At 62.4% G+C, this 18,772-nt stretch carries 18 protein-coding genes and 1 pseudogene; 6 read left to right on the top strand and 13 right to left on the bottom strand.

Annotation, left to right across the window (positions count from 1 at the left end):
* Positions 1–123: 123 nt before the first annotated feature.
* From ptsP to F2P44_RS22550, 8 genes are all read right to left on the bottom strand, one after another.
* On the bottom strand, positions 124–1,875 hold the full coding sequence (ptsP, locus tag F2P44_RS22585; protein WP_167089710.1) for a phosphoenolpyruvate--protein phosphotransferase: 1,752 nt from the start codon (positions 1,873–1,875) through the stop codon (positions 124–126).
* A gap of 32 nt (positions 1,876–1,907) precedes the next feature.
* Complete coding sequence (locus tag F2P44_RS22580; RefSeq protein ID WP_166882345.1) at positions 1,908–2,177, bottom strand: HPr family phosphocarrier protein; 270 nt, start codon at positions 2,175–2,177, stop codon at positions 1,908–1,910.
* Between the two features lie 71 nt (positions 2,178–2,248).
* A complete protein-coding gene (locus tag F2P44_RS22575; protein WP_167089571.1) occupies positions 2,249–2,656 on the bottom strand; it encodes a PTS sugar transporter subunit IIA in 408 nt (135 codons plus the stop codon).
* A gap of 12 nt (positions 2,657–2,668) precedes the next feature.
* Positions 2,669–3,616: a glutathione synthase gene (gshB, locus tag F2P44_RS22570; protein ID WP_167089569.1), complete on the bottom strand. Its 948-nt coding sequence runs from the start codon at positions 3,614–3,616 to the stop codon at positions 2,669–2,671.
* 265 nt (positions 3,617–3,881) lie between these two features.
* Complete coding sequence (gene gshA / locus F2P44_RS22565; RefSeq protein ID WP_167089567.1) at positions 3,882–5,183, bottom strand: glutamate--cysteine ligase; 1,302 nt, start codon at positions 5,181–5,183, stop codon at positions 3,882–3,884.
* A 160-nt stretch (positions 5,184–5,343) separates the two neighbouring features.
* Entirely contained in the window at positions 5,344–6,882 is a 1,539-nt protein-coding gene (locus F2P44_RS22560; protein ID WP_167089565.1) for an ammonium transporter, read from the bottom strand.
* Between the two features lie 16 nt (positions 6,883–6,898).
* Positions 6,899–7,237, bottom strand: a complete 339-nt coding sequence (locus tag F2P44_RS22555) for a P-II family nitrogen regulator (RefSeq protein ID WP_054266216.1) — start codon at positions 7,235–7,237, stop codon at positions 6,899–6,901.
* A gap of 10 nt (positions 7,238–7,247) precedes the next feature.
* Positions 7,248–8,000, bottom strand: a complete 753-nt coding sequence (locus tag F2P44_RS22550) for a TorF family putative porin (RefSeq protein WP_167089563.1) — start codon at positions 7,998–8,000, stop codon at positions 7,248–7,250.
* A 263-nt stretch (positions 8,001–8,263) separates the two neighbouring features.
* Between F2P44_RS22550 and F2P44_RS22545 the strand changes: the two genes are divergently transcribed.
* Entirely contained in the window at positions 8,264–8,518 is a 255-nt protein-coding gene (locus F2P44_RS22545) for an accessory factor UbiK family protein (protein ID WP_167089561.1), read from the top strand.
* 13 nt (positions 8,519–8,531) lie between these two features.
* Here F2P44_RS22545 and F2P44_RS22540 read toward each other — a convergent pair whose 3' ends face one another.
* Positions 8,532–9,095 (bottom strand): TetR/AcrR family transcriptional regulator, encoded by a 564-nt coding sequence (locus F2P44_RS22540; protein ID WP_167089559.1) that lies wholly within the window; start codon positions 9,093–9,095, stop codon positions 8,532–8,534.
* Between the two features lie 190 nt (positions 9,096–9,285).
* Between F2P44_RS22540 and F2P44_RS22535 the strand changes: the two genes are divergently transcribed.
* On the top strand, positions 9,286–9,579 hold the full coding sequence (locus F2P44_RS22535; protein WP_167089557.1) for an antibiotic biosynthesis monooxygenase family protein: 294 nt from the start codon (positions 9,286–9,288) through the stop codon (positions 9,577–9,579).
* Between the two features lie 208 nt (positions 9,580–9,787).
* Here the strand turns inward: F2P44_RS22535 and F2P44_RS22530 are convergent, their stop codons facing one another.
* Together F2P44_RS22530 and F2P44_RS22525 are read right to left on the bottom strand one after the other, a co-directional pair.
* Positions 9,788–12,394 (bottom strand): alginate lyase family protein, encoded by a 2,607-nt coding sequence (locus F2P44_RS22530; protein WP_167089555.1) that lies wholly within the window; start codon positions 12,392–12,394, stop codon positions 9,788–9,790.
* 355 nt (positions 12,395–12,749) lie between these two features.
* Positions 12,750–14,225: a DUF7832 domain-containing protein gene (locus tag F2P44_RS22525; RefSeq protein WP_167089553.1), complete on the bottom strand. Its 1,476-nt coding sequence runs from the start codon at positions 14,223–14,225 to the stop codon at positions 12,750–12,752.
* A 63-nt stretch (positions 14,226–14,288) separates the two neighbouring features.
* Between F2P44_RS22525 and F2P44_RS22520 the strand changes: the two genes are divergently transcribed.
* On the top strand, positions 14,289–14,879 hold the full coding sequence (locus tag F2P44_RS22520; protein ID WP_167089551.1) for a hypothetical protein: 591 nt from the start codon (positions 14,289–14,291) through the stop codon (positions 14,877–14,879).
* 165 nt (positions 14,880–15,044) lie between these two features.
* Here F2P44_RS22520 and F2P44_RS22515 read toward each other — a convergent pair whose 3' ends face one another.
* The gene (locus tag F2P44_RS22515) at positions 15,045–15,878 is read right to left on the bottom strand and encodes a hypothetical protein (protein WP_167089549.1); all 834 of its coding nucleotides are present in this window, start codon (positions 15,876–15,878) and stop codon (positions 15,045–15,047) included.
* Between the two features lie 173 nt (positions 15,879–16,051).
* On the opposite strand from F2P44_RS22515, the pseudogene F2P44_RS22510 reads away from it, so the two are divergent.
* Positions 16,052–16,912, top strand: a pseudogene (locus F2P44_RS22510) (YifB family Mg chelatase-like AAA ATPase); the annotation flags it as partial.
* 570 nt (positions 16,913–17,482) lie between these two features.
* Here the strand turns inward: F2P44_RS22510 and F2P44_RS22505 are convergent.
* Entirely contained in the window at positions 17,483–17,800 is a 318-nt protein-coding gene (locus F2P44_RS22505) for a hypothetical protein (protein WP_167089545.1), read from the bottom strand.
* Positions 17,801–17,880: 80 nt separating this feature from the next.
* Here F2P44_RS22505 and F2P44_RS22500 point away from each other — a divergent pair, with 80 nt between their 5' ends.
* Both F2P44_RS22500 and F2P44_RS22495 read left to right on the top strand, forming a co-directional pair.
* Complete coding sequence (locus F2P44_RS22500; protein WP_167089543.1) at positions 17,881–18,144, top strand: helix-turn-helix domain-containing protein; 264 nt, start codon at positions 17,881–17,883, stop codon at positions 18,142–18,144.
* A gap of 444 nt (positions 18,145–18,588) precedes the next feature.
* The coding region (locus tag F2P44_RS22495; protein ID WP_167089541.1) for an IS4/Tn5 family transposase DNA-binding protein at positions 18,589–18,772 on the top strand (184 nt) is incomplete at its 3' end.

Raw genomic sequence — 18,772 nt, 5'->3', positions numbered from 1 at the left:
ACGTCCGTCGTTCCCGCGAAGGCGGGAACCCAAGTTATTTCGCTGACCAGATAGCACTTGGGTTCCCGCCTTCGCGGGAACGACGGGGACTCGCGGGAACGAAGGGGCCTAAGCGGGCGCCTGTCAAATCACCTGCAACTGCTGCACCGCCTCCACAATCGCATGCGGCTCGGTGGTGCGTAAAATCTTGCGCGTGTGCGGCGTGATGGTGGTCAGGTCGCAATTCAAAATCTCCTGCTTGACCGACAGCAGCTGCGCCGGATGCATCGAGAACTCGCGCAGTCCCATGCCCAGCAACAGGCGCGTCAACTTCACATCGCCCGCCATCTCGCCGCACACCGCCACGTCGATTCCCGCTTTTTTGCCGGCCATGATGGTCATCGCGATCAGCTGCAAAATCGCCGGGTGCAACGGATCGTACAAGTGCGCCACTTCGTAATCGACCCGGTCGATCGCCAGGGTGTACTGAATCAGGTCGTTGGTGCCGATCGACAGGAAGTTCATGCGCTTGACGAACATCGGCAGCGCCAGCGCCGCCGCCGGAATCTCGATCATCGCGCCAACGTCGATCGCCACATCATACTTCTGCCCCGCCTCGCGCAGCTGCGCCTTGGCCTGTTCCACCATCGCCAGGCACTGGTCGATCTCGAACACGTGCGACAGCATCGGGATCAGCAAGCGCACCTTGCCGAACGCGGACGCGCGCAGAATCGCGCGCAACTGCGTCAGGAACAGCTGCGGCTCGGCCAGGCAATAGCGGATCGCGCGCAGTCCCAGCGCGGGATTGAGCGCGGTGTGCTCGGTCTGGTCGAGCGGCTTGTCGGCGCCGATGTCGAGCGTGCGGATCGTCACCGGCCGCCCCTTCATCGCCACCACCGCCTTGCGGTACTGCTCGAACTGTTCGTCCTCGCTCGGAATCTTGTGCGCTTGCCCGCTGCGGCCCATGAACAGGAACTCGGAACGGAACAGGCCCACGCCTTCGGCCCCGCATTCGAGCGCGTGCGGGCAGTCGTCCGGCAGCTCGATGTTGGCCAGCAGCGTGATCACAGTGCCGTCGCGCGTGATCGCCGGGGTTTTCTTGAGCTTCGAGAGCTTCTTGCGCGCCTTGAGCTGGGCCGCCTGGCGCGCCCGGTACTGCTCCAGCACCAGGGTGCTCGGATTGCAGATCACCACCCCGGCGTCGCCGTCGATGATCACCCAGTCATCCTGCTCGATCAATTGCGAGGCCTGCGACATGCCCACCGCCGCCGGGATATCGAGGCTGCGCGCCACGATCGCCGTGTGCGAGTTCTGCCCGCCCACGTCGGTCACGAAACCGATGAACGAGCGGTCGCGGAACTGCAGCATGTCGGCCGGCGAGATATCGTGCGCGACGACGATCATCTGCGGCTGGAATTGATCGTCGGTGAGCGGCGCCGGCGCCAGCTGGGCGGTGCCCATCAGGACCTTGAGCACCCGTTCGGCCACCTGCTGGATGTCAGCCTTGCGCTCGCGCAGGTACGGGTCTTCGATCTCGTCGAACTGCGCCGACAATTCGTCGATCTGCGTCACCAGCGCCCACTCGGCGTTGTAATGGCGCGTGCGGATGATGTCGAGCGGCGCTTCCGAAATCATCGGGTCCGACAAAATCAGCGCGTGCACGTCGATGAACGCGCCCAGCTCCGTCGGCGCATCCTTGGGCAGGTCGGTCCACAGCGCCTGCAGGCCGCGATGCACCTCGGCCAGGGCATTCTGCAGGCGCTGCACTTCCGCCTCCAGGTGTTCTTCGGCCACCAGGTAATGCTTGACGTCGAGCGCGGCGGGCGTAAGCAGGTGCGCGCGGCCGATCGAGATACCGCGCGACACAGGAATGCCGTGCAGCGTGAACGATGCCATGGACAAGCTGCTGGAGGTGCGTCCGACCGGCATTACTCGCCTTCGCCGAACTTGTCGTTGATCAGCGCGGTGAGCGCCTCGACACATTCCTTTTCATCGGCGCCATCGGCTTCCAGGGTGACCTTGGCGCCCTTCCCGGCCGCCAGCATCATCACGCCCATGATGGACTTGGCATTGATGCGGCGCGCGTTACGCGTGAGCCAGACATCGCTCGAAAATTTCGCGGCCAGCTGCGTGAATTTGGCAGAGGCGCGCGCATGCAAACCCAGCTTGTTGATAATTTCCAGATCTTGTTGAATCATTTTTTTGTCGTCTCTTCACACGGATCCTGCATTCGCACACCCGGTGGCCGCAGCCACCGCCCAATCGCTTTTTACGCCGGTCCTACCCTGATACGATTGTCGACCCGCACCGCCCCGCTCTGCGCGCCGGCCAGCGCCATCTCCACCACCACGTCGAGCGTGTCGCGCCGGTAGGTGATCGCGCGCAGCAGCATCGGCAGGCTGATGCCGGCGATGACTTCCACGCGTCCGGCATCGGCCAGCGAGTTGCAGCAGTTGGCCGGCGTGCCGCCCTTGATGTCGGTGATCACCAGCACGCCGGCGCCGTCGTCGAGGCGGCAGATCGCTTCGCGCGCCAGCTCGTGCACTTCGGCCAGGTCCTGGTCGGCGGCGACGTCGATCGCCTCGAAATGCTCGGTGGGGCCACGGAACACGTGCGCCACCGCAGCCACGAAGGCCTGCCCGAGCGGTGCATGCGTCATCAACAGAATACCTACCATAATATGTTTGCCTTACTTTCCCTTGCTGCGCCGCTCGACGGCGTCGATGAACATCGCCGCCACGTCGAAGCCTGCCTGGTCGGTGATCTCCTGGAAGCAGGTCGGGCTGGTGACATTGACTTCGGTGAGGAAGTCGCCGATCACATCCAATCCTACCAGCAACAGGCCGCGCTCGGCCAGCAAGGGGCCGATCGATTCGGCGATGTGGATATCGTGCGCGGTCAGGGGCTGGGCCACGCCGATGCCGCCGGCAGCCAGGTTGCCGCGAATTTCAGTCCCCTGCGGGATGCGCGCCAGCGCGAACGGCACCGCCTTGCCATCGATGACGAGGATGCGCTTGTCGCCCTTGACGATATCCGGAATATAGCGCTGCGCCATGATGGTCTGGGCGCCATTGAGCGTGAGCGTTTCGATCACCGAGCCTAGGTTCATGCCGTCGGCGCCGATGCGGAAGATGCCGGCCCCGCCCATGCCGTCGAGCGGCTTGAAGATCACGTCGCCGTGCTTGGCGTGGAAGGCGCGCAGGCGCGCCGCGTCCGATGTAACCAGGGTGGGCGAGGTGAATTCGGTGAACTGGGCGATGGCCAGTTTTTCATTGTGGTCGCGGATCGCGGACGGCTTGTTGAAAATGCGCGCGCCCTGTTTTTCGGCCAGTTCGAGCAGGTAGGTGCCGTACACGTACTCCATGTCGAACGGCGGGTCCTTGCGCTGGATGACGGCGTCGAACTCGGACAGGCGCATGGCCGCCTTGGGCGCGGCGCGGTACCAGTCGTCGGCGTCGCCGGTCAGGGTGATCTGGGCGATGTCGGCGCTGACCACGCCCTCTTCCAGGGCCATGTCGCGCTGCTCGAAGGCGTAAACCGCGTGGCCGCGCCGGGCCGCCTCGCGCATCATGGCGAAGGTCGAATCCTTGTACGTCTTGAAGCCGGACAGCGGATCGGCGAGGAAAGCGATTTTCATGGGCGATTCCATTGAGGGTAATGACTGATTTTAGCCGGAAACGCCGATGTTGGCTTGGGATGAGGCTCGATGGGGTGCTGGAGGTCGGAATTCCGGTTGCATCCTTGGCCGGTGCACGGAACTTGGGGGGAACGCATGCGTTCCCGCCGAGTGCCGCCTTGGCGCGGGAAGTCGTTTCTGCCAATGGCAGGAACGACGGATATAAGGCTACGGGTGCTCACATCGTCGTTCCCGCGCAGGCGGGAACCTGAGTTTGCACCGCAGCCTAGTAAACTTCCGGATTCGGGTCCGTGCGTTCCATCTCCAGCGATGCCGCCAGCAGTCCGAGGCGCGCCACCACGCCATACACATAAAAGCGGTTCGGCGCCGCCGTCCCCGGCTTGGCCTTCAGGTCCGGCACGGCATGCTGCTGGGCAAACGCCAGCGGCACGTACTGCGAGCCCGGCGCGTTCAGGTTCTGGTCGATCCCGCGCTCGGCGTGAATCCGGTAGAACCCGCCCACCACATAGCGGTCGATCATGTACACGACCGGCTCGGCCACCGCATCCTTGATATTTTCGAAGGTCGGCACGCCTTCCTGGATGATGACGTCGCTGATTTCCACGCCATCCTTGATCACCGACATCTTCTGGCGCTGGGCGCGCGTCAGTTCGCGCACTTCGCTGGCATCCTTGATCGTCAAAATGCCCATGCCATACGTTCCGGCATCGGGTTTCAGGATCACGAACGGCTTTTGCTCCTTGATCCCGTATTCCTTGTACTTCTTGCGGATCTTGGCCAGCAGCATGGTCACATTGTCGGCCAGGCATTCCGCGCCCTGGTCTTCGTCGACATTGATCGCGCCGCATTTGCTGTGGAAGGGATTGACCATCCACGGATCGACATCGATCAGCTTGCCGAACTTCTTGGCCACTTCATCGTAGGCGGCCAGGTGATTGCTCTTCCTGCGCAGCGCCCAGCCCGCGTGCAGCGGTGGCAGCAGCGACTGCTCGTGGATATTTTCCAGGATCGAAGGAATGCCGGCCGACAGATCGTTATTGAGCAAAATGGTGCAGGGATCGAAATCCTTCAGCCCCACGCGGCGGCCATTGCTTGACCTCACCAGCGGCTCGACCACCAGCATATTCCCGTCAGGCAGCGCCAGCGGCGTCGGCTGGGTGATCTCGGGCGACAGGGAACCCAGGCGCACGTGCAGTCCGGTCTGGCGGAAAATCTGCATCAGGCGCGCCACGTTCTGCAGGTAATGCGGATTGCGCGTGTGGCCTTCCGGCACCAGCAGCAGGTTGCGGGCGTCCGGGCAATACTTGTCGATCGCGGCCATGGCGGCTTGCACCGCCAGCGGCAGCATCTCGGTGGCAAGATTATTAAAACCACCAGGGAACAGGTTGGTATCGACCGGGGCCAGCTTGTAGCCGGCGTTGCGCAAGTCGACCGAGCAATAGAACGGCGGCGTGTGCTCCTGCCACTCCATCCGGAACCAGCGCTCAATGGCGGGCGTTGCCGCCAGGATTTTCTTTTCGAGGTCGAGCAGCGGTCCGGTCAGGGCTGTGACGAGGTGGGGAACCATGAATAAGACGTCCTTAAAGGCTGCTTGATGAAAATGATGAACTGCACAAGTCGGGGCGGAACCGGCGTTTTAAAGCCCTGGCAGTGTCCTGGAAAGCAAAAAGGCGCCCCGCGGGGCGCCTGGAACAACCCGCTTGCGCGGGCCGGAGCAAAAATGTGAATCAGGAATGGTAGGCGGATTCGCCGTGGCTCGTGATGTCGAGCCCTTCCCGTTCTTCTTCTTCCGGTACGCGCAGACCGATCACCAGGTCCACCAGTTTGTAGGCAGCGAAGGACACCACGGCCGACCACAGGATGGTGGTGCCGACCGCGGTCAGCTGCGTGAGCACCTGGCCGCCGATCGAATAGTCCGCCGATGCCTTGTTGGCAACATAGTCGAAAACGCCTTGTCCGCCCAGCGACGGCGCCGCGAACACGCCGGTCAGCAAGGCACCCAGGATACCGCCCACGCCGTGCACGCCGAACACGTCGAGCGAGTCGTCGGCGCCGATCAGGCGCTTGAGGCCGTTCACTCCCCACAGGCAGATAATACCAGCCAGCAAACCAATGACCAAGCCGCCCATCGGGCCGACGAAGCCGGCCGCCGGGGTGATCGCCACCAGGCCGGCCACCGCGCCGGACGCGGCGCCCAGCATCGATGGCTTGCCCTTGGTGATCCACTCGCCGAATACCCACGACAGGGTGGCGCAGGCGGTGGCCAGCAGGGTGTTGATGAAGGCCAGCGCGGCGATGTCGCCCGCTTCCAGGGCCGAGCCGGCGTTGAAGCCGAACCAGCCGGCCCACAGCAGCGAGGCGCCGATCATGGTCATGGTCAGCGAGTGCGGGGCCATGGCTTCGCGGCCGTAGCCGACGCGCTTGCCGATCAGGATGGCGCCCATCAGGCCGGCGACCGCCGCATTGATGTGCACCACGGTGCCGCCGGCGAAATCGAGCGCACCTTTTTGGAACAGCCAGCCGGCTTTCGCGGTTTCCGATGCCAGGGTGGCGGCGTCGGTGATGGCATCCGGACCGGTCCAGAACCAGACCATGTGGGCGATCGGCAGGTAACCGAAGGTGAACCACAGCACCATGAAGGCGATCACGGCGCCAAATTTGATGCGCTCGGCAAAGGCGCCGACGATCAGGCAGCAGGTAATCGCGGCAAACGTGCCCTGGAAGGCCACATAAATGAACTCCGGAATGACCACGCCCTTGCTGAACGTGGCGGCGTAGGCAAACGCCCCCTTGGCCGGATCATAGATTCCGGACAGCAAAGCCCGGTCGAAGCCGCCGATCACGGCGTTCCCCGGCGTAAAGGCGACGGAATAGCCGTAGATGCACCACAGCACGATGATCAGCGCAAACACCACGAACACTTGCATCAGCACCGACAGCATGTTCTTGGTGCGCACCAGGCCACCGTAAAACAGCGCCAGCCCGGGAATCGTCATCAGGATCACGAGCACGGTGGAAATGAACATCCAGGTGGTGTCGCCTTTATGCGGCACCGGTGCCGGCGCGGCGGCGGGCGCGGCGACGCTGGCCGTGCTGGCCGTGCTGGCGGCGGGCGTGGCCACCGCGGTGGCGGGTGCCTCGACCGGCGCGACGGCTGCTGCCGTCGTGTCCGGCTTAGGCGCGTCCTGGGCCGAGGCCGGCAACACGCCGCCAATTGCGCACAGGACGGCTAGTCCGGCGAGCCACTTTGTTATCGTTTTATTCATCAGTGTTCCCCTCAGCTTAAAGTGCTTCGTTACCGGTTTCGCCGGTGCGGATCCGCACCACCTGTTCCAGGTTATAGACAAAAATCTTGCCGTCGCCAATCTTACCGGTGCGCGCCGCGCCTTCGATGGCTTCGATGGCTTGTTCGACGATGGCGTCGTCCACGGCCGCTTCAATCTTGGTCTTGGGCAGGAAGTCGACCACATACTCGGCGCCGCGGTACAGCTCGGTATGGCCTTTCTGGCGTCCGAAGCCCTTGACTTCGGTAACGGTAATCCCTTGCACATTGATGGCCGACAGCGCTTCGCGCACTTCGTCCAGCTTGAAGGGTTTGATGATGGCGGTGATCATTTTCATACCTGGCCTCTTAGAAAGTTTTTGACACGGTCAGCACGGCGCGGGAACGGCCCAGGTCCTTGCCGTTGACCGGGCTGACATACATGTCGGTATTGGCGCTGATGACGGCCAGCGCGACCGTGGCAAAACCGACATCCTTGGTCAGGCCGATCTTGGCGTCGTTGTAGCTCAGTGCATCGTTGTGGGCCACGCGCTGGCGTCCCACGTGCAGGTTGAGCACCAGGCCGGTGGCCAGGTCGAGATTGGCGCTCAAATCCAGGTAGCCGCTGCCCTTGCTGTCGGTGGTGCCGAACAGATTGGTGGCCGAATGCGAATACTTCAGGGAGACCGGCCCCATGCCGACCTGCCCGTACAGTTCGAACGTGTTGGCGTTCGGATGCAGGCCATTGGACGGGTAGCCGTAGTACAGGCCGCCCACGTCATAGCTGACGCCTTTGGTAATTTCCCCCTTCTTGCCGCCGTACAGGTCGATTTCGACATTGCCGTCGCCGCCCAGGTCACGGGTCCACTTGATGGTCGAGGCCCACACGCCGGCATAGGCGCCGCTCGGATTGTGGGTGTAGTCGGCCCCGCCCTGCACGGCCGGCTTCATGCGGCTTTGCGACAGGCCGCGGTAGCGGTAGTCGCTGGTGAGGGCGGCGTTGAAGCTCACCACATTGTCGGGCACGGGCTCTTCGGCAGCCTGGGCCAGCGGCGCTCCCAGGGTAGCCAGCGCCAGGGTCAGCGCGGCGGCGAGAGACAATCGGGTGGACAGCTTATTCATGACGGTTCCCTTATGGTTTTTTAACAGAGACGGCGGTTGGGGTTTAAAATGAAGCTTGGCGCATGCACACTGCTTATCCAGTAGCAGAAGTCATGCCAGCTACGATTGCGCTAGGGCGCAACTTGTTTTCGCGCCCGGCGGCCCCAACTTGCTGTTAATAAACAGTAAAACAACCGCGATTCCGGTCGCGGCCGGCACGAATGCACCAAACTGGCCCACCTGCCGCACCGCTGCGGTGCGCTACCGATTTCACGAGGATTGCGATGGACATGAACAGCTTTTTCAACGACTTGCAGGGCAAGATCAACCAGGCCATCGAGAGTTCGCCGGCCAAGGATATCGAGAAGAACGTCAAGAGCATGATGACCCAGGGCTTTTCCAAGCTCGACCTGGTCACGCGCGAGGAATTCGATATCCAGGCCCAGGTACTGGCCAAGACCCGCGCCAAGCTCGAAGCACTGGAACAGCGCGTCACCGAACTCGAAGAACGCCTGGTGACCACCAAACCGCAGCTCTGAACCTGCTCCTGGGCTAGCGCCGGATCAGCAGGCGCTCGACCGCATCGATCTGGGCTGCCGAAAAGGCATTCCGGCCCGGTTCGCGCGTGAGCAGTTCGCCCATGGCCCAGGCATAGATCAGTTGTGCCCGCGTGGCTGCCTCGGCCGCGTCGAAACCGAGCGCCGCCAGCAGGCTCGCCACGAACGCGACACGGCGCTCGTGCACCCGGCGCAGCACCTGGGCCGCGCCCGGGTCTTGCGCACCAAGCGTGCTGATGGCCTGATACAGGCCGATATCGAGTTCCCCCACCTTCGTCAACAGACAACGCAGCCGCGCCAGCGCATCGGCCTCGGCCTCTTCGATGGCGCGGATGATCTGGTCGGTGGCGATCGATTCCCAGCGCTCGAGCACCGCCAGCGCAAAGCTGCCGGCGCTGTCGAAATGCCAATAGAAACTTCCCCTGCTTACCCCCATGCGCTTGCACAGCGGATCGGCCTTCAAGGCGTGCGGACCGTCGTCGCGCAACACAGCCAGGCCAAAGTCGAGCCAGGTCTCGCGCGATAAACGATTTTGTCCTGCGGAACGGGGGGACGGCATGGCGACTCCGAAAAAATACGACGCCGGCGCCAGGGAAGGCGCCGCTGCATGCGGTTCGATGCGTCCGCATCATAGCTTACCGCCAGTAAACCCGACAGCGCGCAAACATCGTGTATAGCTCAACCATACACACTGTATGGTTCGGGCGCAGCAAGCCCGTCCGGTCGTTTTTCATCCCAAGGAGCACATCATGTTTGCAAGAGTTACCCATGTTCAAGCCAAGCCGGAAAAAATCGGCGAAGTCGTCGCGCTGTACAACGATTCGGTGCTGCCGGTTCTTCAACAGTTGCAAGGCTTCAAGGCGACCTTTCTCCTGACCGATCCGGGCAGCGGCAAAGGCATGTCGATTACCTTGTGGGAGACCGAAGCCGACCGCCTCGCCGGCGACAGCGCCCCCGCCTTGCGCGGCCCGATCGTCGCGGTCATGCCCCTGCTGGCGGGGCCGCCGGAAGCGCAGGGTTTCGACGCCATCAGCCTGGCGTAAAGCAATCCGCATGACGCGTCCGGCAACGCGACGCGTTGTTCAGCGCGCTGTCGTTCGCTGTACGTCATGCTCCGGTCATCTGGGAGGATTATTCTGACCCTGTTGGTGACATGCCTCTGCATTTCCCACAGGTTAGTCCGGTGACCTCGAACACCGGCACCAGACACGACGCAGCCGGAAACCATCCGGCTGCCTTTTTTTGCCTGCGCTAGCGCGCCGGCACGCTCGCCACTGCCGATGGCGCGCTCAGGCCGCTGTAAGTCGATGCCTTGACCGTATAAAAGTAGGCCGTATTGGCGGTGGCGCCCATGTCCACGAAACTGGTGCCGGTCAGCTCGGTGCCGACCCGCTCGAACGGACCCGCGGCGGCGGTCGCCCGCAACACGTCGTAGCTGCGCGCCAGCGGGCTGGCGCTCCACTGCACGCCGATGCCGCCGCTGCGCGCACTGGCGCTGACCTTGGTGGGCGGTGCCACCAGGCTGCCGGGCTTCGATCCGATCTTCACGTTCTCGAAAGTGGCCGTGGTGGTGGCCACCGGATCGCCCGAGGCCGTGAAAATGCCGACGTACAAGGTGTCCGACAGCTCTGGATAAATGATGGTGCCGATGGCCGTCCAGTCGGTCCCGCCATTGCTCGACAGGTAGGCATAGACGAAGTGACCGTGCCGCACCAGCTTGAGCGACATCGGCGCCACCGCCGTCGGGAACCGGCGCGCCGCATGGTAGCCGCCGTAGTACTGCGTGCCGACGCGCCAGAACAGGTGGGTGCCGTTGCCGGAACTGGCCGGCGCCACGTAGATCTGCGCCGCAGCGGTCGCTGGCCGCGCGTCGAGCGAACTGCGGAGCATGATGCCGGCCACGCCGCTGGCGAGCGCCCCCGGATCGGTGACGGTGGCGATGACTTCGACATCGCCCTTGAGTTCCTTGTACGCGAAGTGATACCCCTTCTCCGCGCCGGCGCCGGAGGCCGTCATCTTCCAGTTGGCGCCCGTGTTGGTGGCGCTGCCGGCCGTCCTGACGGTGCCCAGGTCGGCTTGGGTGAAGCTGGTCGCCGCCGTCATCACCGGCGCGGTGAACGGGAACGTGATCGCGCGCGCGGTCGAGGCATCCTTGGTGCGGCGGTAAATCTGGCCCGAGTAGGGACCGCTGTACGGACCGGCTTCGCCGCGCGATTTGGCCAGTTCGCGGTATTCCGTGACATTCGGCGCCTTCAAACCCTTGCGCACCACGTAGTGCGTGTACAGGGTTTCGAACAAGTTGGCCGGCATGCTCTGGAGGGGCTGGGCACCGATCTGGGTGTAGTAGCCGTAGCCGCACGAGACCGGGGTGAAGGTGAACGGCTTGCCGAGGTTGTAGTTGGCATAGTATTCGCCGGCCGTCAGCAAACGGTTGTTGTGCAGCGAATACAGGTCGATGCCCTGCTTCCACGCGGTTTCGGCAATCGCGCCGTAGGTGGCCAGCTGGCCGTGCGCGTGTCCCTGGTCGCGGCCGGTGTCACCCAACTCGCCAGTCGACGTCATCTGATCGAGTCCGCCCGGATCGCTGAGGTAGGCGTTGATGACCTGGTCGAACTTGAGCGGGCTGTCGAGGAAGACCGCGACCGCCAGCGCGGCCTTGAGCGCCAGCCCGCCCTGGTTGCACGGCTTGAGCAGGCTGCCGTTGCCGAGCGCGGTGCCGAGCGCGGAACTGCCGCCGACCTGCAGGCGGCGCCACCAGACGTTCTCGAGCCAGGACTTCATGTGCGCGGTGTGGGTTGCGGTCCAGCCGGGATACAGGCCACGCAGGATATCGGCGGCGATGATGGCGCGGCCGGAATAGTCACCCAGCATCAGCGCCGCCTCGACGCCATCGAGCGAGGTGTTGGTGGTGGCCCAGGCGTCGAGGATCGACATCGATTTTTCCGCATGCGCGCTGTTGCCCGAGACGTACCACATCAGGGCGTGGTTGTAGGCCATCTGCATGTCGCGCTCGAAGGCGCCACGGTTCAAGTCGATATTGCGGTTGGCGATAGCGAAAGGACCGAGCATCGCATAGTTCAGGGGCGTGCGCCCGCCGAGATAGTGGTAGCCGCTGGCCCATGGCTCTTCGCCGGCCAGCACGTGCGCCTTGTATTGCGCCAGGTCGGCCGCGTTGTAGCCAATGCCGGGGTGAACGAAACTGCTCACGCCGGTGGTCCAGGCAGCGGGCACGGCGACCGGCACGGCCGGTGGGGTGATGGCCGGCGGGGTGACCACGGGCGGCGTGACGACCGGAGGAACGACCACCGGCGGCGTGACGACCGGTGGGACGACCACGGGCGGCGTGACGACCGGTGGCGCGATCACTGGCGGTGTGGCAACCGGCGGTGTGGCGACCGGGACGGTAACGACAGGCACAGTGACTGGAACGCCCTGCTGCGGCACGGGCTTCACGGGCACGGCGGCAACCGGCGGCGTCGATGGAACGGGCACGAGCGGCGCCGGAACGACAGCGGCGGGCACCGGCACGACCGCCGGCGGCGTCGGGACGAGGACAGCCGGCGGTGTCGGAACGGGCCCCGGTTTGCCGACCACGGCGTCGCCAACCGGGGCGCCATCGGCCACCGGTACGGCGTCCGGCGCGGCAGGCGCGGTTTCCGGTGGGCCGGCTGCCGGCGCGGTATCGTTTACGACAGGAGGCGGCACGGCAGGTACTGCCGGGGCCGGCGCGGGCGCCGTGATCATCGATGCCAGATTGACCGAGACGGGCGTGCCCGAGGTCGAGGATCCTCCGCAAGCTGCCAGAACGAGGGACAGCGCCAGGGTGGACAAGGCGGGGCGATGAATGACGGGGGGCATTACGAACTCCGGCAGGACAATGGGGATGAATGGATAGATGGATCAGCCCGGAGTCGTGTGCGGTCACGCTGTGTCTCGATGCCTTAAGTTATCCAAATGTAATTTTTTGACGAATATAACAACCGTGTTCCGGCATGTCAATATAGGCAATTGGGATAGGTAATCGCGTTATCGGCATAGCTCCATTGCATGCATGGCGCGGCCTGCCGGCCCCAGCCGGGCAAGGCGGTGAGCGGCGGCGATGACATCGTCGCGGCCCACCGGAGGGGGGATGTCATCGCTACCGCAGGACAAGATTGCGGCCTGCGCGCAAGGGCAGGCTTTAAATGTCGAGTCCGGTGCGGTCCGACGAAACTTAGGCCGGTTCCTGCGGATTGGCCTTTTTCCAGCCAGCGAACTGGGTGCTGAAGACAGCGAACAGCGCGTCGCAGATCTCGGCCGGATCGTCGTCGAGCACGGGCTCGTCATGACCATACTGGCCCTGGCGCTTGCCGAACATGGTCTTCAGGTCGGCATTGATCCAGATACCGTCCATGTTATGGAAGTACACATAGGCGAACTGGCGCAGGCCGGGTTCGTCGGTCAGGTGGGTGTCCCACAAGCCGCGCGTCAGGCCCAGCCGCACCAGTTGCGAGGGGCGCGCTTCCCTGCGGCGCATGGCGTCGATGAGCTCGTCCTGCCCGGGGAACATGCTGCGTTCGAGCCAGCCGTTTTCCAGTGCCCATTGCAGGAACAGGCCCGCGCCGCTGTGGACCTGGTTGGCTGCTTCGGGCCATGCCAGTTCGCGTCCCTGTGCGATTTGCACGCAGGCATTGGTGCGGCCATTGTTCATCCACAGCCTCAGTTCGGTGTCGCGCGCCGGATCGAGCGGCAAGGTGCATGCCTTTTCCACTTCGCCATCCTCGTCGACGCTTTCCTTGTACAGTTGCGGCAGCTTGAGCGCAATGGCGTCCCACAGCGCGTCGCCGTGCAAGCCGAACAGGACTGGCTCGCTATAGGCTTCGCCGAGAAACACACTCTCCAGGAAGGGGCAGATGGCCTTGTTGCCGATCGGTACAGGCGCGTAGTTCGGGTTCAATACCTTGCGGCTGAACAGAAAGCTGACGTCGGCCTTTTTCGCGGTCAGCCAGATGCTGTCATCGTGTTTGGCATTGCCGATGGACTGGGGCGGCGCTTTGCCGAAGACCTGTTCGGCGACGGCGCACAGTTCGGGATCGGCGGCCGTGCGGCCCACCAGGCTGCACAGCATCCTGAGGCGCTCGCCCATGCCGTCGATGTGGTCCAGGTAGGCGGGGTCCAGGGCGGGCGCGGCGCCCTGTTGCGTTGGCGGGGCGCGCCGTTCGGGCGGGTCGCCGGCGGCGTAGGCGGAAAAGTCGAATTGCCCGCTCACGGCCGGCGCGGCGATCTTGCTCTTGTTGAGCCAGGAGGTGAATGCCTTGCGCGCTGCGACTTGCTCCGGTTCAAGGTCATCGTCGGCGAGGTCGATCTCGGTCTCGGTTTCGCCCGCGTCGATTGCCAGCAGGAACGCTTCGAACGATTCGGCGAGGGTTCTCAGTTCGCCTTCGGAACCGATGTGGACGACGGCGGGCGGCTGCACCGCTTCACACAGGCCGATCAGGGAACCATCGGGCAGGCTGATGAAGCCCCAAGTGTCGGCGCCCCAGCGCTCCATGCCTTCCCAGGCGGTACCGCCGGCCAGGTTTGCCGGCGCCAGCTCGAAGTAGCCAAGATCCCCGTATTCATAGGGCGCGAGCCATGTGAAGAATTTGGCCATGAGGGGTGGTACTGGCCTGCCGATTTCCTGTTCCCATGCCGCTACGTCAAAATCCATCGATATTCCTGTTCTCTGAAAGCGTGTGCGAGCGCCGCCGCGCGCTGTCGCGGCGGCGGGTGTATGGATGCATTGTATGCGCTAAGTCGGCGCGCACTGTTTATCTTGTTCCCCACCCGGGCGGGCGTCGCTGCCGCTGCTGTTGGCCCGGCTCGCAAGATGAGCCGCTTGGGCCAGCCATGGGATAGGAAAAAGAAATGTGAGCGAGGAAATCGGGATGCCATAATCTGCCCTCTTTCAACCTCCCGGGAACGACGGAAAATGGCGAATCCAAAGACGCTGATGCGCGACTGCTGCTGGAGCTTTAGCGGTTCCATCTTTACTGATCGTAAGGTATTTGAGGCGGAGTTCGAAGCATATCAAAAGGACATTCGTGGTATCGCATCCTGGGACCCGGGCCATCTGGAATTGCAAGCCCCCCAGATCCGCGTGCAATACGAATGCTGGGAAGGCGATGACCAGATCGAGCCCATCGTGACGCTCTCCGCGGCGGATGGTGTGGCGTTCTCTGCAGGAGAGCTGATGTTTCTGCTACACAATGCAGTTGTCGAGCAACTCGATGACATCGACCATCATTTTTTCGAATTCCTGACCTTGGCAAGCCAGCAGGAAAATGGGACGCCTCCACTGTACCGGCTCGATTGCGGAAGCTGAGCATGACTGGCGCTTTGGCGAGGATATGTCCAACTGGCGGCTCCCGGCGCTTGCTGCCGCGGGCATCGAGGCTGGACGTGGTTCGCATGGAAGACTTCGGCTGGGGCGAATACGGCCACGTTCGGTGGCTCGTCTTGTCCGGGCAGAGACCTGATGCGGAAAAATTCAAACGCGAAGCAGTAACTGTATTACCGCCGGACTGTTGAAGAATCGCAGCCAGGCGGCTTGCATCATCAGGTTCACTCCCGAAAAGAAGGCCACGTCGCTGATGGGTGGAGCGGCAAAAAAGTCCTGCAGCATGCACCACGCAACGAGCACCAGGCACAGATACAGGACCACGATATTGCCTCGCACCTCCATGCGCCGGTGGGAGGGGCCCCTTGCGTCGTCAATCGGCTGTTGTTTTCGCCGCAAGCAGTAAAGCAGGGTCACGCTGGCGGTCGGCAACATGATCGCAAATCCAGCCATTCGGCCGACGAAGACGTCGGTGGCGATAAGACCGCGTGCGTAACCGACGGCATAGGACGCGATCGCGACAGCAAAAAGCACGAAGCACGCCGTGGTCCACATCGGGCTCACGAAATCGCGCAGTGATCGCCGCGCGAACAACACGCTGCGTTTGGCAGGCAGCGGGATGTTGTGGCCGATGCGCTGGTTGGCAACGGCGGCGTAAATGAGAATGAGGACAAGCCATGCCATGGTTGGCGCGAACGTCAAGTAGGCAGGAATGGCTGCGCCTGCGCGCCCCGCAAGCACGACCAGTACCAGCCAGGCCGAGCCCAGGGCGTAAAACGATAAGCTCGCCATTGTTGACTCGTGATGCCGCGTTTTGAAGGATGGGTTCTGCTCAACCCACGCGCGATTCTTCGACAAGAACGTGTCATCAATTAAGCCCAACGTCTTCCTGGCCGTCAGCCAGTACACCGGCGTCAGGGGCGTAACGCGGCCGATGCCGGCATTCGGGCACGGACTCAGCACTACATCTGGGGTGGATTCCACAAGAGACCGGTACCGAAAACGTCAATCCCCTGGACGGATTTGTACCTCCGGTCGGCAAATGCCTGCCAGCATCCCCATGTTGACTATCCTGGCACACACCTTTGGCTCGCATCAAGCGGACAAGGCCAGGCCGGCCGCACCATCGACAATTTCACGCACTGATCAGGAATCGTATGAGCCTTGCCGTATTGCGAAGCCGCGCCCTGGCCGGCATGGAAGCGCGCGCCGTCAGCGTCGAAGTGCATCTGGCAAATGGCTTGCCCAAATTTACCATCGTCGGCTTGCCCGACGCCGAAGTGCGCGAATCGAAAGACCGCGTACAAGCCGCGCTGCAAAATGCCGGGTTCCAGATCCCGGCGCGCCGCATCACCGTCAACCTGGCCCCGGCCGACCTGCCCAAGGAGTCGGGCCGCTTCGACCTGCCGATCGCGATCGGCATCCTGGCCGCGTCGGGCCAGATTCCATCGCGGGAACTGGGGCGCTACGAATTTGCCGGCGAACTGTCGCTGTCGGGCGAGCTGCGCCCGATCCGGGGGGCGCTGGCGATCACCTTCGCCATGCAGCGCGAAGCCGGCGCGCATCGCGCTTTCATCCTGCCGCAAGCGAATGCCGACGAAGCGGCGCTGGTGGCCGACGCCGTCATTTATCCGGCCGCCACGCTGCTCCAGGTCTGCGCCCATTTTGCCGCCTGCGACGATCCATGCCGGCTGGCGCGCCATCAACCGCGCGCGCTCACGCGCCTGCCCGATTATCCGGATTTTTGCGATGTGAAAGGCCAGCGCGCAAGCAAGCGCGCGCTCGAAGTGGCCGCCGCCGGCGCGCACAGCGTACTGATGGTGGGGCCGCCCGGCGCCGGCAAGACCATGCTGGCGTCGCGCTTTCCCGGCCTGCTGCCGCCGATGACGGACCAGGAAGCGCTGGAATCGGCGGCGGTGCAGTCGCTCACCGGTGGCTTTTCAGCCGACAACTGGAAGGTGCGCCCCTTCCGCAGCCCGCATCACACCACCTCCGCCGTGGCCCTGGTGGGCGGCGGCTGTCAATTCCATCAAATAACGCGACTATACATTAGTAAGCGCGACTGGAGCCTGAGCGTTTTTGGTGCCAGGGCTTGGGACGAAATCAGTAAATTGGCGCGTTCGGTTTCAGAACGTAGGTGAGCGACGTGGCATTCGATTCAGTGGCTCGCTGGTTTCAATGGGAGGTTACGTCTGGCCCTTGTGCAGCCATGCGACCGACGGCGTTTTAGCAAAGTGGAACGCCCCTATGGCACGCCGGGCAGCTGGCCCCTCTCTGAAAACACGCCGCTTCCCAGCGGTGTGACGCTATGATCAGTCAATTCGACTGCTGGCTCAAGATGGCGGTGCGCCGAGGCTTACGCTGAAATGGCAACTGGCTATTCAGGAATATTGTCGGGGGCTTGCGCGAATCCTTTGCCTTGGCATGGCCTACATTCGACAAAATTCCGAATCCCCGGCCCCCCCCCGGTCCCGCCGCACATGACACACTCGACGCCTCGCGCCGCTAGGTCTGCCGCCTGAGCTAACCGATGAGGCCAGTCAGCTGGTAATACTAGGAAAGATGTCGCCACGAACACCCCCTCTTCTTTAATGAACCAGCCAATGCCACAACGCTATCCCGCACAAGGTGAAAATTGTTCCGGCCACAGCCAGAACAACCAAGACCACAATTAGCTTCCTGAAAGTGTATCCCAAACAAAAAAGTACAATCCCGGTAGAAATGTAGGCGAGCTTCGCCATTGTTGTATGAACAACAAAAAATGGAAGTACACTGAGAGTCGCGTGCAAAAAATAGACTCCAATCGCTGTGACGATCGCAGGCACAAGAATCGACATCACTTCTTCATTTCTGTGCCTGAGCTCATCGTCAGAGTAGATCGAGTCGCCAATGCGGTGGAAGGCCATGTGAACACTCACTAGAGATGGATAGATAGTGAATATTATCCCATTTTGGGATATTTGTAACATGGTGGTCCCATGAGAGGATGAAATCTATCCATGACCCACGCTACTGCGAATTCATTGCGTATCTCATCGCAGCTAGGCTGAGCCAGAAAATTACTCAAATGCAACTAGCTGATCTCCTCGGTAGGCCGCAATCTTATGTGGCGAAGGTTGAAAATCTCGACCGGCGGATTGACGTTGTCGAGACGAGAGATTGGCTGGTTGCCATGAACTTAGCTCCCAGTGACTTTATGGCTCAAGTGCCGTGGTGGAATCCTACCCATAGCAAAATTTCAGCTGGGTAACTAGTGCAAGCTTGTAAGGCATAGAAAAAGATCCATAAACTTGGATTTGCGTGGCTCCAAAACAGGCTCAAAACGGGACCTCTTAGCCATGCTTAGTCTGTTCGCCACTCTCATCGAGCCCCTTCCCAAAATGAGGTGCCGAAAACAACGCGAGTGCGAGGGTATGGCTCCAATAAAATAAGTATCCACGTTCGAAATGAAACCACCTACATATGTCTCACTTCTGCATTTTAACTTTGCCAGACACGCTGCTCTGTCATGAAACGAAGATGCTTAGATAAGTTAGGGATGGGCAGTACTCTATTGAGTTTTACCCATCACGTTATACACAACTCCGAACTCCCTGTCGCCATGACGAGAAAACCCGTTAACATTCAAGGAGTTACAGCCGCCACTTGTAAACTGTAGCGAAATGGCGTTTACTCTTGCCTTTTGGACGACGACATGGGCAAGGCAGTGACGCGGTGGACCGATCATGAGTTTGCTGGGCTCGACCTTGGCGACAGTCGTCTCAACAAGAGGGCGAAGATACTGATGGAACGATTTGCGGCAAACCCGCAAGCGAGCATTCCGGCGGCATGCGAGGGCTGGAGCGAGACGGTGGCGGCCTACCGCTTTCTGAGCAACA

The sequence above is a fragment of the Massilia frigida genome, assembly GCF_011682175.1.
Classification (GTDB): domain Bacteria; phylum Pseudomonadota; class Gammaproteobacteria; order Burkholderiales; family Burkholderiaceae_D; genus Telluria_A; species Telluria_A frigida.
The sequence above is the reverse complement of the archived record's forward strand: the minus strand, read 5'-3'. Positions and strand labels throughout refer to the sequence as shown.

Coding starts and splice junctions, on each gene's coding strand:
- ptsP (WP_167089710.1), bottom strand. CDS start 1,875: ATGGCATCGTTCACGCTGCACGGCATTCCTGTGTCGCGCGGTATCTCG.
- F2P44_RS22580 (WP_166882345.1), bottom strand. CDS start 2,177: ATGATTCAACAAGATCTGGAAATTATCAACAAGCTGGGTTTGCATGCG.
- F2P44_RS22575 (WP_167089571.1), bottom strand. CDS start 2,656: ATGGTAGGTATTCTGTTGATGACGCATGCACCGCTCGGGCAGGCCTTC.
- gshB (WP_167089569.1), bottom strand. CDS start 3,616: ATGAAAATCGCTTTCCTCGCCGATCCGCTGTCCGGCTTCAAGACGTAC.
- gshA (WP_167089567.1), bottom strand. CDS start 5,183: ATGGTTCCCCACCTCGTCACAGCCCTGACCGGACCGCTGCTCGACCTC.
- F2P44_RS22560 (WP_167089565.1), bottom strand. CDS start 6,882: ATGAATAAAACGATAACAAAGTGGCTCGCCGGACTAGCCGTCCTGTGC.
- F2P44_RS22555 (WP_054266216.1), bottom strand. CDS start 7,237: ATGAAAATGATCACCGCCATCATCAAACCCTTCAAGCTGGACGAAGTG.
- F2P44_RS22550 (WP_167089563.1), bottom strand. CDS start 8,000: ATGAATAAGCTGTCCACCCGATTGTCTCTCGCCGCCGCGCTGACCCTG.
- F2P44_RS22545 (WP_167089561.1), top strand. CDS start 8,264: ATGGACATGAACAGCTTTTTCAACGACTTGCAGGGCAAGATCAACCAG.
- F2P44_RS22540 (WP_167089559.1), bottom strand. CDS start 9,095: ATGCCGTCCCCCCGTTCCGCAGGACAAAATCGTTTATCGCGCGAGACC.
- F2P44_RS22535 (WP_167089557.1), top strand. CDS start 9,286: ATGTTTGCAAGAGTTACCCATGTTCAAGCCAAGCCGGAAAAAATCGGC.
- F2P44_RS22530 (WP_167089555.1), bottom strand. CDS start 12,394: ATGCCCCCCGTCATTCATCGCCCCGCCTTGTCCACCCTGGCGCTGTCC.
- F2P44_RS22525 (WP_167089553.1), bottom strand. CDS start 14,225: ATGGATTTTGACGTAGCGGCATGGGAACAGGAAATCGGCAGGCCAGTA.
- F2P44_RS22520 (WP_167089551.1), top strand. CDS start 14,289: ATGGATGCATTGTATGCGCTAAGTCGGCGCGCACTGTTTATCTTGTTC.
- F2P44_RS22505 (WP_167089545.1), bottom strand. CDS start 17,800: ATGGCCTTCCACCGCATTGGCGACTCGATCTACTCTGACGATGAGCTC.
- F2P44_RS22500 (WP_167089543.1), top strand. CDS start 17,881: ATGAAATCTATCCATGACCCACGCTACTGCGAATTCATTGCGTATCTC.